General features: G+C 50.9%; 14 protein-coding genes and 1 pseudogene. 6 read left to right on the top strand and 9 right to left on the bottom strand.

Annotated elements, in window-relative coordinates; all coding sequences use genetic code 11:
• Nucleotides 1-212: hypothetical protein (locus JM93_RS22030; protein ID WP_208995242.1), on the top strand; the 212-nt coding region annotated here is incomplete at its 5' end.
• Between the two features lie 960 nt (nt 213-1,172).
• Entirely contained in the window at nt 1,173-1,589 is a 417-nt protein-coding gene (locus tag JM93_RS20945) for a VOC family protein (protein WP_145347541.1), read from the top strand.
• A 57-nt stretch (nt 1,590-1,646) separates the two neighbouring features.
• Here the strand turns inward: JM93_RS20945 and JM93_RS20950 are convergent.
• The 7 genes and pseudogenes from JM93_RS20950 to JM93_RS20980 all read right to left on the bottom strand — a co-directional run.
• Nucleotides 1,647-1,796, bottom strand: a pseudogene (locus JM93_RS20950) (ISNCY family transposase); the annotation flags it as partial.
• A gap of 173 nt (nt 1,797-1,969) precedes the next feature.
• The gene (locus tag JM93_RS20955) at nt 1,970-2,362 is read right to left on the bottom strand and encodes a hypothetical protein (protein WP_145347543.1); all 393 of its coding nucleotides are present in this window, start codon (nt 2,360-2,362) and stop codon (nt 1,970-1,972) included.
• 102 nt (nt 2,363-2,464) lie between these two features.
• Nucleotides 2,465-2,803: a slr1659 superfamily regulator gene (locus tag JM93_RS20960; protein ID WP_145347545.1), complete on the bottom strand. Its 339-nt coding sequence runs from the start codon at nt 2,801-2,803 to the stop codon at nt 2,465-2,467.
• Nucleotides 2,804-2,832: 29 nt separating this feature from the next.
• Nucleotides 2,833-3,378, bottom strand: coding sequence for a slr1658 superfamily regulator (locus JM93_RS20965; RefSeq protein ID WP_145347547.1), 546 nt, complete (start codon nt 3,376-3,378; stop codon nt 2,833-2,835).
• 3 nt (nt 3,379-3,381) lie between these two features.
• Nucleotides 3,382-5,778, bottom strand: a complete 2,397-nt coding sequence (locus JM93_RS20970) for a SpoIIE family protein phosphatase (RefSeq protein ID WP_145347549.1) — start codon at nt 5,776-5,778, stop codon at nt 3,382-3,384.
• Nucleotides 5,775-6,950: a class I SAM-dependent methyltransferase gene (locus JM93_RS20975; protein WP_145347551.1), complete on the bottom strand. Its 1,176-nt coding sequence runs from the start codon at nt 6,948-6,950 to the stop codon at nt 5,775-5,777. Before JM93_RS20975 ends, JM93_RS20970 begins: the two co-directional genes overlap by 4 nt.
• Nucleotides 6,947-7,507, bottom strand: a complete 561-nt coding sequence (locus tag JM93_RS20980) for a hypothetical protein (protein ID WP_145347553.1) — start codon at nt 7,505-7,507, stop codon at nt 6,947-6,949. Before JM93_RS20980 ends, JM93_RS20975 begins: the two co-directional genes overlap by 4 nt.
• 261 nt (nt 7,508-7,768) lie before the next feature.
• On the opposite strand from JM93_RS20980, the gene JM93_RS20985 reads away from it, so the two are divergent.
• Nucleotides 7,769-8,707 (top strand): PP2C family protein-serine/threonine phosphatase, encoded by a 939-nt coding sequence (locus JM93_RS20985; protein WP_145347555.1) that lies wholly within the window; start codon nt 7,769-7,771, stop codon nt 8,705-8,707.
• Between the two features lie 24 nt (nt 8,708-8,731).
• Here JM93_RS20985 and JM93_RS20990 read toward each other — a convergent pair whose 3' ends face one another.
• Nucleotides 8,732-9,172 carry an ATP-binding protein gene (locus JM93_RS20990; protein ID WP_145347557.1) on the bottom strand — a complete coding sequence of 147 codons (441 nt, stop codon included), beginning with the start codon at nt 9,170-9,172 and terminating at the stop codon, nt 8,732-8,734.
• A 50-nt stretch (nt 9,173-9,222) separates the two neighbouring features.
• Nucleotides 9,223-9,591: an STAS domain-containing protein gene (locus JM93_RS20995; RefSeq protein WP_145347559.1), complete on the bottom strand. Its 369-nt coding sequence runs from the start codon at nt 9,589-9,591 to the stop codon at nt 9,223-9,225.
• Between the two features lie 182 nt (nt 9,592-9,773).
• On the opposite strand from JM93_RS20995, the gene tssA reads away from it, so the two are divergent.
• The 3 genes from tssA to tssC all read left to right on the top strand — a co-directional run bounded on the left by tssA (nt 9,774) and on the right by tssC (nt 13,691).
• On the top strand, nt 9,774-11,453 hold the full coding sequence (tssA, locus tag JM93_RS21000; RefSeq protein ID WP_145347561.1) for a type VI secretion system protein TssA: 1,680 nt from the start codon (nt 9,774-9,776) through the stop codon (nt 11,451-11,453).
• Nucleotides 11,454-11,612: 159 nt separating this feature from the next.
• The gene (gene tssB / locus JM93_RS21005) at nt 11,613-12,125 is read left to right on the top strand and encodes a type VI secretion system contractile sheath small subunit (RefSeq protein ID WP_145347564.1); all 513 of its coding nucleotides are present in this window, start codon (nt 11,613-11,615) and stop codon (nt 12,123-12,125) included.
• Nucleotides 12,126-12,209: 84 nt separating this feature from the next.
• The gene (tssC, locus tag JM93_RS21010; RefSeq protein ID WP_145347566.1) at nt 12,210-13,691 is read left to right on the top strand and encodes a type VI secretion system contractile sheath large subunit; all 1,482 of its coding nucleotides are present in this window, start codon (nt 12,210-12,212) and stop codon (nt 13,689-13,691) included.
• The last annotated feature ends 52 nt before the right edge of the window (nt 13,692-13,743 follow it).

The raw sequence follows: 13,743 nt of genomic DNA on the forward strand, positions 1-13,743 counted from the left end.
TGCCGCCAGCGTTCGTTCTGAGCCAGGATCAAACTCTCAGGTTTAACTTAAAAGTCCAATCACAGGCTGCTTTAATCAATCGCTATAAAGCACTCAAACAATCGCATCTCTGCGACCGTGAATTAACAAGAGCTCAACTAACTCAAGGCCCTAAAACCCCAAGCCAATCGGCTTCCTTGTTTGAAAGATCAGCGTACCTGCGTAACTCTTAAAACATCCCAGGATAAATACCCCAGAACCGCAAGAGCAACGCCGTCCACGCTTCCCTTCCTTCAATACCAAATTGTCAAAGAACAGGGACAAAATCCCTAGGACACAACCCTCAACCTTAAGCGAAAACCAACCACTCGCCGAACCGTTCGATCCGGCCAAAATGACCAATTTTCTGGAATTAAGAGCGCAAAACCCTGTCGCCAGCGACGTTGCCGCCGTCGATGAGCCGGGTTATAGGACCACAAACCAAATGCGTCAACTAACTTTTTTCAAAAAATGAAATTCGAGGCTGCGCAAACAAGTCAGCCTGTGTATAACTTGGCTGAAATTGATATTATTTCAATTATATCAGATACTTATTTCAGACTATTTTTCATCCCTCTCACATGCCGTTTGGCGTGTACGTGCCGTTAGTGTGCTCAGATACAACTCTAGGAGTTTATCGTTCAGCCAGGGGAGGCAATTAGTCAATATTGTAACGGATTGTAAATCTATTGGGCCTTCCCGATTTGTGGCTCTACAGGTGCGGGACAACACATCACGTTCTGTCCGATACTGAGAAAGGATACGCACAATGACCCCGGTACTACGCCCCTCCAACGCTCGCGGACGTACCGATTTCGGCTGGCTCAGCAGCAAGCACACCTTCTCCTTCGGGAGCTACTTTTGTCAAAGCTGATTAGAGGCGCGACATGCGCAGCCCGATAGAAATGCGACAGTCAGACAGCGCCACTTGGCTAAGCGATCAGCCCCCGATCCGACCGGCTGGGCCGGGTTGCACGTAAGGTGAGGGGGCGGGTGACGGTCACAAATTGTCTTTAATGCGGGCAGCTGCGAATGCACCAATGTCGATTTTGGGAGATTGATAAGGGTCGTATATTGAGCCGAATTCGCTGTTGGCTTACACCAGCGCGGTGATCTCGTTTGAATGACCCTATTTCCGGAAAGAAACACGAAAAATGATAGCTTACGTCATAGTTGGTGTAGATGATGTCGCGCGCGCAAAGGAATTTTATTCGACGTTTCTGCCAGCGCTTGGTTACGAACTGGAGGAGGGGCCTGAGGGACTAAGTTATACACTGCCGGTACAACCGGGTCAGTCTCCCGTGATGCCTGACTTCTACGTCAAACCTCCCTTCGATGGGCGCCCGGCCACAACGGCCAACGGTTCTATGGTTGCATTTGAGGCGCGCAATCAAAAGCAGGTTCGTGATCTTCACGCCGCCGCGCTTGTGGCGGGCGGTTCCGATGAGGGGCAGCCGGGCTTTCGTGCTTCTTACGGACCTCAGTTCTATGTTGGCTACCTTCGCGATCCTCAAGGTAACAAGATCGCATTGTTCTCCAGTAATCCGAACGAACCAGGGCGCGACGGATAACGCCGCTTCCAGTGGAGGCAAAAGCCTTCACCACATCGCGAAAGATCGGTACCACCGTTATTCCGCCGCATCCATTCGTTCGAGCGCTTTCTTCCTCCGAGCGTTCACTTTCGGATCATTCATGAAATCCGTCCTTCGCCCAGGCTTGCGGCCGCGCTTCTGATAGCCGTTGCTCACGCTGCCGTCCGGGATGCCGAACATGTGGTCTTTTAAGCACAAACTGTTTCTTAAATCGGTCTGAATACCCGCCGATATTAGATCCGAGATAGAAACTTGTCGGAATGGGTGCGCTTCTGCGGAGAAAAAGGTTTGGCGGTGTCTTTAAATGTTTACTGCCACGCAGCCTCCAGAACCGAACCCGTGGGCAGACAGAAATGCACTTATTCGATTATGCTCTGACAGTAAGCCCGTGCATCCTGAACAGAACCAGACGTCGTTTGGACCTCAATCCGTAAAATTTTGCCATCTGCCTTGGTAAGTATCGCGAGGTCGCAGGATTTTTCCGGCGCTTCTAGACCCTTCACAAAATCAGTCTTGCGATTGTTGGAAGACCAGTAATAGACGAGTTCTTTTGGATCGTTTTGGGTTACCGTGATTGGGTCGGTTCCCGGCGGAACCGGTTCGAAGCCGATGACTTGAGCAGGCGGTCCGTATTTTAAAAAGAAATCTGATGAGGGCTGACCCACATACACGCTTTCGAGTCGCGGATTTTGCGAACCGCCCACACATGCAGACACTACAAAGCTGCAAACCAACGCTGGTCCAAATCGCATGTTGCGCCGGCTCCTGTGACGACATATTTCGTCGCACGATGACATGGCGCCCACTGAGGGTCCATAGCAATGCAAAAATGCTTCGGGTTGTCCACGAACAGATTAGTTGATCTGCAGTTCGAGGGCTGGGTGCAATCTTTGCAGATTTTTCAGGGATTTTGATTGCCATGGGATCGTCTTCGACCCCAGTACCTCAATACCGATATCCGGCTGCTTGCGGACTTCAATAGTAAATTTCGCAAGGAGGTTGATGCCAGAACTGTTCAAGAACTCCAGCCCTGTTAGGTCCAGGCAAATGGTTTCAGGCTTTGAGGCTAAAACATCATTCATCAACGACAAAATCGGAGCGTAGGCCTCCGTGCCCGAGAGACGCATGGTGCCCTCGTAGTGGATTTTTGCTCCTTCAACCCAGACCCTGTAGTCGTTGGTGCTAATTTCCATGTTCATCCCGTCCTCAGGAGTTTTTGCCTTTAGGAAAGCGCTAGAGCGGCAATCGTATTCAAGCGTACATGTCCATTTACATGTTCATCTTCAAATTGCCAGCCCAACTCGGCGCCATAATCGTTCATGAGTGTCAAAAGCCCGAGGCCCGACCCGCCGGACTCAGGGTCAAGCGCGTTGGCCTCAATCCGCTCAAGCAAGAGTTCTCCCGGATCCTTTTTTAGCATTACGTTCAAATGCTTTTGAAAACTGTCGGTGGTTTCACGCGAAATGACATTCGCAATCCCGGCCTCAAACCGCCCGTTCTCCAGAGAGCAGATAACTTCGATGTTGCCGGTTTCGCGGAACTTGACCGCATTTTCAAGAATTTCGTTGAGCAAATAACCGATGCTATGACGCGCATCCACGGCATCTACCCCTGCTCCACATGCACGAGAAAAGTACTCTCCCAAAAAATCAGAGGTCGTCCCGCAATGATGCCAGCTTATATCCAGCTTATCTGCAACCAGGACTATTCTGTAATTTTTTGCGCTTGCGCTATTCTCAAGGTGGGCACTCCCCAAATGCTCCGCCATAACCTACCTATGCTTTAGTACAACAAGAGTAATATCATCATACATCTTATGTGACCCTATATGATCTTTAACCTCTTGTATAATTGCTTCCGCAATTTCTTTCGCATTTTTTCCGCGATTGGACTGAGCACAGGCTGCCATTCGGTCGAAACCAAATTGTTCACCGGCCGCGTTGTCCGCCTCTGTGATGCCATCAGTATGCAGAACAAGGACGTCACTGGGGTCAAAAGGGATATCCAAACTCGCCACAAACGGCGAAATATCAAGTTCCAGTCCTACCGGGAATCCCAAGTCCAACGTATCGATACGTTCAATGTCGCCATTTGCCCTGATTACCAAGACCTCTTCATGCTGTCCGGAAATTGTGATTTTGTCATCCGCATAATCAACAAAGGCCAGCGTCAGATGCTTGTCGGAGTCTGTCCTCGCAATGTTTTTGTACATTGTCCTGTTTACGACCGACAGGAAGTTCGCAGGATCATAATCGCCCTTCTCCTGGAGTGCGCGGGCGATGGACTGTACCATCAGCATCAAAACTCCGCTCTCCAAGCCGTGACCGGTCACATCCCCAATACCGATCTTTACCCGGCCATCATTTTGTAAAACATCATAATAATCGCCACCGACTTCATCGGCCGGCTCCATATACGCCGCAATCTCGATTTGCGGGATATTCTCAAGTTCAGTGGATTTCGGCAGCACCATTTCCTGGATACGCTTTGCGACATCCAGCTCTGCACCAAGTCTCAGATTTTCAGTTTGAAGACGCTTGTTGAGTGCCACAATTTCTTTGTTCGCGGATTCCAGCTTCGCAGTCCGTTCCTCGACGAGGTTTTCCAAATTTTCAGTGTAGTGGCTGATCTCTTCAGCCATTCTATTGAAAGCTTGCCCAACAGCTCCAACTTCATCCTTGCTCGGAATGGAAACTCGGACACTATAATCTTTGTTCTGGAGTGCATTTGCTGCGCCAGCTAGTTGGCTCAAGCCGGCGGTGATGCGGCCCGAAATCGCGTAAACCGCAATAAATACAATAACCAAGCTAATTAAAAGCGCGGCCACTTGCCACTGGACAATGTTGCTTGTGGCTGCGGTGATTTCTCGCTGAACCTCATCCAGTGTTTGATACATTTCTTGCCGCGACACGAGAAAGCCAAGGGTCAAGCTTTCCGCAACGATCGAAGAACCGTTCCAAAGGTTGGCCGGATCAAGCCGTTTTAAGACGACAATGAAGTCTTCAGGCCCATCACCCTGGTCAATTGAAATTGTGTCGATGACAGTGTTGTTATCGGTCGGCAGCAAGAGATTGGAGATCGCCGGGAAGCGGCTTTGATTTAAGAAACGGTTCATTCCGGTCACCCCCTGACCGGCGGCGTCCACTGAAATGAGCCCCAAAGTTGCGGCCCCGGCCTCACTGATCGCAATTACATTTCCAGCTGAGCTTGTTAGAAATCCAAAACCTGTATCCGCAATCTGGACGTTCTCAACGAGGTTGGAAAACTGGTCAAGAGTGACGTCTACAGCCGTCATACCAGCAACATCAGTCCGGTCTTGTGTCCATAGTGGCTGGAAAAAACTTACGATTAATGCGCCAGTGATCGCGTCAACATATGGTTCTGTAGCAACGATATTTCGATCAACTGGCCTTGTGCTCGGATCTGCAAGCCAGCTTTGCCAACCTTCATAGACGCCGGGAAAAAAGAAGTCCCAGAAATTATCTTCATTGTGGCCGGGGTAGAGCTTGTCAAAGGTTTGGGCCTGCGTCGTGTAGGGCGTTGTTCGCATGATTGGCGTGTCTTTAGGGCCAACATAATACATTTGCAGCTTGTTCGAGCCCGAGGACATCAAAGCTGGAGCAACAAGATTGAAGGAAGAACTGTTGACGACCTGCTCTTCGGCAGCGGGCAGCATATTGCCTTCGTCATCCAGCAAATACCCCCAGACACTCACCACCGAGGGGCCTTCCAAATTCTGCGCCCAACCACCTTGTGCATCGAACGTAATGTCACGATCGCCAAGATCCGGATCGCTTTCAATGGCCTCACCGACCCGTGTTTCAGTTTCCGGGTGATCTATAAGGGCCTGCATCGAACTTCCCAACGCTTCGACTTCCGAATAGGTCTGGTCGAGCAATAGATTGGTGCGCAATGCTGTTGTATCGATATACGTGTTCAGATATTCGCGTGTGGCCTCGGTGAGGCCTTGGCTGACCGTCTCGGTCGCATCTCGGGACAAGCGCTGAACGTTCCAAATTGCCACACCGCCGGCAAGCATGATGTCGAAGAGAACGGCAGCCCCAACAACAAGCATGAACTTCGCCCGGAAACTATGCCGGGAAAACCGTGTAATTGAGTCAGATCGGTTTTCTTCTGGCTGCGCAGACGCTGGAAGCGTTTCAGTCATTTTGGTTTCCGTCCTGATGCTGCCCAAATGGGCCAGCCCGCGTATCCCTTTGGATGAAGAGCCGCAAAGATATGATCCTGAAAGCCTTGACGAAGTTCGGCAATCTGCTCTGGGGTATCTCCTCTGCGCACCGCCATCTGCCCAGCATAAACGTTTTCCCAAGACTGAATGATGTCGGCGAAATCCTGCGGGTCACCGTCGAGATTTGTTACCATGAAGCTCTCCATCAGGATGTCTTCAAAACCCGCATCCATCATGTACCGTCGACTTTTTGGGCCAAGCTCGATGTCCATATTAAAATGGTTCCAAAGCCGCGCCACTTCGTCGTAGGTCTTCTGGATTGAAGCGCCTCTTGGTTCCCCAAGGCAATGAGAGTTTTTTTCGTTGGTGATATAAACGCGACCGCCGGGCTTGCAGATGCGATAAAGCTCTTTAAGGATGAGTTCGGGTTTGTCAAAGACCTGGAGCGAGTGGCGGCAAGTCACGAAATCGAACTGATCGCTTTCGAGCAACATGTCAGATGCATCGCCAAAAACGTAGTCTATTCCTTTGATGCCAAATTCACTCGCAACTTGGCGCGCATATGCAAGGCTAGACTTTGAATGATCAAGGGCAACCACTCGACCGGGATTGTACTCCTTTTGGATCAAGACGGCGAAGTCACCGATGCCGCAGCAGATGTCGGCCACCAGCATGTCTTCGCGCAAACCATGCTTTGCCAACAACGCTTTTTCGTGGTGCCAAGTTAGATTGGTCTGCGTGCGCAGAATGGGAATAAAGCCGCCATCTTCCAGAAAGCTCTGCCCGGGGTAAAACTCGCTGTCATATTCGTTGACTGTGATTTTCGGAGTGTGCTCCTGCAACGTAGAAAACTTGTGTGTTGCCCAGCCCACAACGCTGGACGTGGTCACGTGAATGCTTAGGTCCGAACGGCCGCTTACGGTATCGATGAGCTTTCGCGCTATCGCCCGAAATGCAACATTGTTCATTCGCACAAGGCGCCGAACGTTAAAGTAAAGGCGGCCCTTTGCTTTTTGCGCAGCGGCCTCGAGCGCCTGAAGACAAGACGCCAACTCATCCGGCCGCTGCGGCCGCAGCGCTCCTTGAACAAGGAACTCTTGGTTGTTTTCATTGAACTGCCAGGTGAAGGAACGTAACTGAGTTGCGATCATGATTTGGTTGCCGTTTCTTCAAGCTGAAATTCTGCGACGATGCAAACACGCTGGTTTTGCTTGTCTTCGCGCAACTGGAGTGCTGCCCCGTAGTTTAAAACGAGCTCCAAAAGCCCGAGCGCGGGATCAATGGCGTCGGATTGGAATAGAATATTCAGATATGCTTCATTGGCGTTAGGGGCTGCAGTACGCTCGATGGCCGCCGCATAAAAATCTGCAACCGCGTCATTGGCAGGAATGCTCAACTCCACCCGATCGAGATTTCCGTTACGGAAGAACTTGCAGACAAGGCTTCCATTTTCGCCGTGAACACGGAATGCGGTTTCAAAAAGCTCATTGACGGCCGACGAATACAAATTCGCAAATAGCAATGAGTCGGTCCTATCCGTACTCACCATTTTCGAGACATACGTGGACATTAGGTCGCAGTTTCCCCAATCACTTGAGAATTCGGCGACATCCACATCCATCTCAAGCATAAAAGGAAGGCCGTTCGACATAGACGGCGTATCAGCATGCACTTGCATCAATCGACCCTTTGCCAGGATATTAAACACTGGACAAGCAAGCGGGTCCCATCAATTCGGGTAATCACTTTATCAAGCCCCCTAGTGCCAACGCGTTTGCGATTTCTGCTCGAACCAGCAATTCATCGCTAATTCACATATTTAACAGTAGGGTGTCATGGAATAGCAATCCCATGCAATTTTTTATGCGCGTAGTCAAAAACATTCACATGAAATTCTCAGTTCCCCTACGTTTCCAAAGAGGCTATCCCAGCCAAAACTAACAAAGGCTTAGAAGTCGCAGAAAAAAGCATGGCAGACGAGAGAAAAGGCGAAACCCCCGAGCCGGTGGAAGCTGAAGGAACAGCCCTCGCGCAACGGCAGGAATTGGAGGCCGAGCTCGCCCACTTGCGCGCGGAGTTTGCAGATCTGCAGTTGCTTTATGAAGCAACGATAGAGCATGGCGAAGCTGTTGAGGACCAATTGGCAGAGAGTAATATTCTGCTCAAGCAAGTTCAAACGCGGTTGGAGGCCGAGCTCCGGGACGCCAGCCGGTACGTCATGTCGATCCTGCCGGACACCAGGCAGGCCGATCCCACGGCCGAATGGCTTCTCGTGCCATCGACCGAACTTGGCGGGGATTCGTTAGGCTATCACGACATCGATGAGGATCATTTCGCCTTTTATCTTATAGATGTATGTGGACACGGCGTTGGCGCTGCCCTGTTGTCGGTATCGATCATTAATGTTTTGCGCGCAAATGCCTTGCCACATACTAATTTTACCGACCCGTCGGATGTCTTGTTTCACCTTAACAACGCGTTCCCGATGGAACGTCAGAACAACATGTTTTTCACAATCTGGTATGGCGTCTACCAGCGATCGACCCGTCGGCTATCCTACGCCTCCGGCGGGCATCCAGCAGCAATACGGATCCGGCGAAGCATCGACGGCACTAACACGTACGACCTTCTCGGCACATCGGAAGGCATGGTGATCGGTGGAATTCAAAACATGGAATTCGAGCAGAGCAGCACGATTTTAGAATCGGGTGATAGGCTGCTGGTTTTGAGCGATGGGACATTCGAGATCGATATCCCGGCTGGAGGGGTCCTATCGATAGAGCAGCTTGCCGAGCATGCGAAAAACACAAATGGCAACACCGCAAGTGTAATTTATGAGTGGCTGAAAAACCTTTCGGGGGTATCGACGCTGCCGGATGATTATACAATGGTGGAACTCACGTTCTAAAAACTCAAAACCATCGCTGTGGACTTAGCCGCTCATATCCGTTTTGCTTCTCGAAACAACGATTTGAGTGAAATTGGTACCATTGTGATGGTGGCTGGAGACTGTTTCGGAAAGTTGGTGCACCAGAAACAAGCCCAATCCTCCAACGCGCCGGTCTTCGGTACTTTGCCCTTCGAAGTCGGTAGCAGTAGACGCAGCCGTGTCAAACGGTATGCCGTGATCGGTTAGACATATCTCTATTTTGTCACCGGTCAGACTAAGACGCAAAATAATCTGGTCCGGACTTCCCGTAGGGTATCCATAGGATACTGTATTGGCGAACAGTTCTTCGACTACAACAGAGACAGTCCTGCGGGCATCGTCTGCTAGACCCGCGCGCAACGCAAAGGCGTCAATAAAATCATACAGCTGATTAAGGCTGCTGACTTCATTCAACACTTCGACTTGTTCCGCTTTTAAATGCATATCGCCAGTCCGGCTTTGGATCTCAATCCTTGACGTGGAATACTGAACCGTTACGCATCTTGGTTTTTGTTGGCAGCCCCTATGGCCGCCGACTTTGTTTTCGTGACTTCTACGATTTTAAGAAAGCCCGAAATCCTGAGGACTTCCATAACTGAGTCGTTTGGCGAAAACATAATGAGCTTTCGCCCCGAAGGCGAAAGTTGTTTTGCAACGATGAGGATTGATCGCAATCCAAAACTGGTCACGTAGTCGACACTTGACATATCCACCAAAAGATCGCCATCGGCTGCGTTTGCAACGCCGTTTAGGTGGTCCTCGAAGGCCTTTGCGGATAACGTTTCCAACCTTCCAACCGGACAGACGATTGTCACACCTTCTTCTTCAACGTCGGAAATGGTCAGTTGCGCGCTGTCAGCCATTGCCCTGATAGTCTCCCAGGCTTTTCAGAAACGAGATCTCGTCTGGAAAAGATATATTCCGTCAATTCGATAACTTTGATGTCAATCGCATGCCGATGTAAAGAAATTACTGACGCTGAAAACAACCGGGGCCGGAACACTGGCAGGTGAACGGACGCTCGCTTTGCTCACGGAGGGCAACTATGGCCAACGATATTCAAGTGCTCGATCTTGGTGACGAACGTGCCGGAGTTGGCCTTATGGACCTGCCAGATGGCGCAGAACCGGAAGAATTCCGCGACAGCGACCTTTTTGAGGAACTGGAAGCTGAGTTTCGCAAACTGGAGATTGATGGCCCTGCTGCGGTCAAATGGAACACGCTTAATCCCAAAACCATCGACGTTCTGGCCACCAGATCTAAAGACTTGGTTCTTGCGACCCGTCTTGCCTACGGTTTATTTCTTGAAGAAGGCTATGGCGGGCTGGCTGTGTCGATCATTATCTTACGCGACATGGCAAAAACGCATTGGGAGACGATGATCCCTCCGGCACGGCGTGAGCGCGGAAGAGCCGGCGCATACGACTGGTTCGCTGAAAAAATATCGCTCTTGGTCGAAACAACGCCTCCGTCTGGACCCGAATTGGTCAAGGCACTGATTTGCCATGATGCGCTGGTTGAACTCGACGAAACACTTGAAGCCAAATTTACAAAATCGTCGGCCGCGCTTGGCCCGCTAATAAGGGCTCTCAGGCCTTACGCTAAAGAAGCTCGCACAAACTTGGAAGCAGAAGCTGCTAAGGCGGCCGAACCTGAAACTGCAGAAACCAGTCCAGCGCCTGCAAGCCCTGAAATCTCCAAGGCAACAGATCAGCTAACGGGTGAGAAGCCGACTCCGACGGATACGCCGAAACCGCCACAGGCACCTGCTCCGCAGCCCATCCCAAACGCCGCTCAGCCGCCGGTGATTTCGACCGACGGGCCTCCAAGTGAAGCCTTGCAGGCATTGATGATTGCTGCAACGAAAACGGCAACTGCACTGCGCCAGCAAAACCCCGCAGATCCAACAGCCTATCAGTGTGCGAGGTTCGCTTTGTGGGGCCGCGTCAGCGAGCTTCCACCCAACCAGTCAGGAAAAACCAGCCTGCCGCCTCCTCAAAAAAGCAAACTCCAAGAGCTTGCCGCCCTGCAGAGCGCCGGCAACTACCAGAGTTTGATCTCTGCGGCAGAATCGGCCTTTGTATCGTCTCCATTCTGGCTTGACGCACAGTATATGCTCCATGAGTCCATGTCAGCTGCGGGAGATAAATTCGATGCAGCCCGTCGAATGGTGGCTGGCGAGTTGGCAGGATTTGTTCAGCGCTTTCCCGATCTTGCGACTCTATCGTTTAGCGACGGGACCCCCTTTGCAGATGCCGCGACCAGAGACTGGCTCAGCGGCTTTTCCGCTGGCTCTGGGTCCGCGCAAACCGCAGAACAAAATGAGCTTGATGGCGTAGTTTCAAAAGCGACAGGACTGGTACAAGGCGGGAAGGCTGTAGACGGACTGCATCTTCTTCAGAGCTATGCCCGTGGCTGCCCTTCAGAAAGAGACTGGTTCAAAGCGCAAATAAAGCTTGCAGATATTTGCCTACGATTTGAAATCCTGGCCCCGCTGTATGCTCAGCTGGCAAGCCTTCGGTCTATAGCTGTTTCCCGCGACCTCAAACGTTGGGAACCAGACTTAATCGTCCCCTTGTACAAACTATCGTGGCAAGCTCTAGTGCACAAAAATGCCCGTCAATACATTGCCGATGCTGAAGCCGTTTCTGTTAAGGCAGAAGTAATGGAAACACTTTCCGTCCTTGATATTTCTGCTGCGGCAGCGCTAACTGGAAAAAAATGATTCCTGATAGCACTGACCTGACGTTTAGGTCATCAAAAAAAATGCTTGTTAGTAAAAGGAATTACAAGAATTGGGGTTATTGCTAGCCCATTGACCTATGCGGACCAAGCCCGCCCTGAATTGGTTTAGTCGGCGCTTATAAACATGCGAGGAGTATCCATGGCTAAAGAATCTTCTGTTGCCCCCAAAGAGCGGGTAAATATCAAATATAAACCTGCGACCGGTGACGCTAAGGAAGAAGTGGAACTCCCGCTGAAAATGGTTGTACTTGGCGACTACACACTTCGCCCGGACGATACACCTGTCGAGGATCGCGAACTCATCAACATTAACAAAGACAACTTCAATGATGTGATGAAAAGCCAGAACCTTTCTCTTGACGTTGCAACTGACAACAAGCTGGTGGACACCCCAGAGGGAGAAGAAGCTGACAAACTAACTGTGTCGATGAAGTTCGACAGCCTGTCTGACTTTTCACCGGAAGCGGTGGTCCGGCAAAGCCCTGAGCTCAACCAACTTCTGGAACTGCGCGAGGCGCTCGTTGCACTCAAGGGCCCACTCGGCAACGTACCGGCTTTCAGGAAAGCCATTCAAAATGTTCTCGGCGACGACCAAGCTCGGGAAAAGCTTCTCGCTGAGTTGACCACAGCAACCGAGAAGTCGGACGACTAATCCGACGAGGACCTTTGGAATATCGCGGCTGCCAACGCAGCTAGATGACATTCTGTCGAAACCCAGAGAACGAGAGTTTTTCTAATGGCCGACACTGAAGCACAACAAGCGGGCGCTCAGACCGAAGAGCTTGACGCCTCCCTACTGGACCAAATCCTTCAAGAGACGAGACTTGCGCCAACCGACGACGGTTATGACGTCGCAAAAAAAGGCGTTGCGGCGTTCATTTCGGAATTGCTCAAGCCGAAATCGGGCGAAACGCAGGTCAATAGCGCCGCCATCGATATGATGATCACTGAGATCGACAGCAAGCTCAGTCAGCAGGTCGATCAGGTGCTGCATAACGAAGACTTCAAAAAACTCGAATCTGCTTGGCGCAGCCTGAAATTTCTGGTGGACCGGACGGACTTCCGTCAAAATATCAAGCTGGAGATGATGAGCGTCTCCAAAGACGAGTTGCTCGAAGATTTCGAAGACAGCCCGGAAGTAGTCAAATCTGGCCTTTATAAGCATATTTATACTGCTGAGTATGGCCAGTTTGGTGGTCAGCCAGTCGGAGCAGTGGTTACCAACTACGATTTTGGCCCAGGCTCTCAAGACATTAAGCTAGCGCAGTATTGTGCAAGTGTTGGCGCCATGTCTCATGCGCCATTCATTGCAGCTGCCGCGCCTGCAATGTTCGGCGTAGATAGCTTCGAGGAAATTCCAAACCTGAAGGATATGGAATCTATCTTTGAGGGCCCCAAATATGCAAAGTGGAACTCATTCCGCGAATCGGAAGATTCACGTTACTTTGCGCTAGCGATGCCGCGCTTCATGCTGCGGACGCCTTACGGTCCTGAAACGACACCTGTTAAGGCGTTCAACTACGAAGAAGAAGCGAACGGCAAGACAGAAAACTATCTCTGGGGCAATGCATCTTTCGCTCTCGCTTCAAAATTGAGCGACAGTTTTGCAAAATATCGTTGGTGCCCCAACATCATCGGACCGCAGTCGGGTGGCGCAGTCGAAGACTTGCCGCTTCATACATTTGAAGCCATGGGCCAGCTGCAAAGCAAAATCCCGACGGAAGTTCTTGTGTCCGACCGCAAGGAGTACGAACTTGCGGAGCAAGGCTTCATTTCCCTCACGATGCGCAAAGGTTCGGACAACGCGGCCTTCTTCTCCGCAAACTCAGTTCAAAAACCAAAGAACTTCGGCAACACCCCTGAAGGCAAAGATGCCGAACTCAACTACAAGCTTGGCACTCAGCTTCCATACATGATGATCATCAACCGATTGGCACACTATATCAAAGTGCTTCAACGCGAGAACATCGGAAGCTGGAAGAACCGGGGTGAGCTTGAGTCCGAGCTAAACAATTGGATCCGACAATACGTGTCTGATCAGGACAACCCCTCCGCAGATGTTCGCTCGCGCCGCCCCTTGCGTAAGGCATCTATCACTGTTTCGGATGTCGAGGGAGAACCAGGCTGGTACAGCGTTGGCATGGCTGTTCAGCCGCACTTCAAATACATGGGCGCGGACTTCACCCTTTCTTTGAAAGGCAAACTCGACAAGGCATAATCGGATTTCTTGCCTTACGAATTGTAACGGGTTGCCGCGAAAGCGGCAGCCT

Source organism: Roseibium hamelinense, from assembly GCF_007830545.1.
GTDB lineage: Bacteria > Pseudomonadota > Alphaproteobacteria > Rhizobiales > Stappiaceae > Roseibium > Roseibium hamelinense.

Coding starts and splice junctions, on each gene's coding strand:
- JM93_RS20945 (WP_145347541.1), top strand. CDS start 1,173: ATGATAGCTTACGTCATAGTTGGTGTAGATGATGTCGCGCGCGCAAAG.
- JM93_RS20955 (WP_145347543.1), bottom strand. CDS start 2,362: ATGCGATTTGGACCAGCGTTGGTTTGCAGCTTTGTAGTGTCTGCATGT.
- JM93_RS20960 (WP_145347545.1), bottom strand. CDS start 2,803: ATGGAAATTAGCACCAACGACTACAGGGTCTGGGTTGAAGGAGCAAAA.
- JM93_RS20965 (WP_145347547.1), bottom strand. CDS start 3,378: ATGGCGGAGCATTTGGGGAGTGCCCACCTTGAGAATAGCGCAAGCGCA.
- JM93_RS20970 (WP_145347549.1), bottom strand. CDS start 5,778: ATGACTGAAACGCTTCCAGCGTCTGCGCAGCCAGAAGAAAACCGATCT.
- JM93_RS20975 (WP_145347551.1), bottom strand. CDS start 6,950: ATGATCGCAACTCAGTTACGTTCCTTCACCTGGCAGTTCAATGAAAAC.
- JM93_RS20985 (WP_145347555.1), top strand. CDS start 7,769: ATGGCAGACGAGAGAAAAGGCGAAACCCCCGAGCCGGTGGAAGCTGAA.
- JM93_RS20990 (WP_145347557.1), bottom strand. CDS start 9,172: ATGCATTTAAAAGCGGAACAAGTCGAAGTGTTGAATGAAGTCAGCAGC.
- JM93_RS20995 (WP_145347559.1), bottom strand. CDS start 9,591: ATGGCTGACAGCGCGCAACTGACCATTTCCGACGTTGAAGAAGAAGGT.
- tssA (WP_145347561.1), top strand. CDS start 9,774: ATGGCCAACGATATTCAAGTGCTCGATCTTGGTGACGAACGTGCCGGA.
- tssB (WP_145347564.1), top strand. CDS start 11,613: ATGGCTAAAGAATCTTCTGTTGCCCCCAAAGAGCGGGTAAATATCAAA.
- tssC (WP_145347566.1), top strand. CDS start 12,210: ATGGCCGACACTGAAGCACAACAAGCGGGCGCTCAGACCGAAGAGCTT.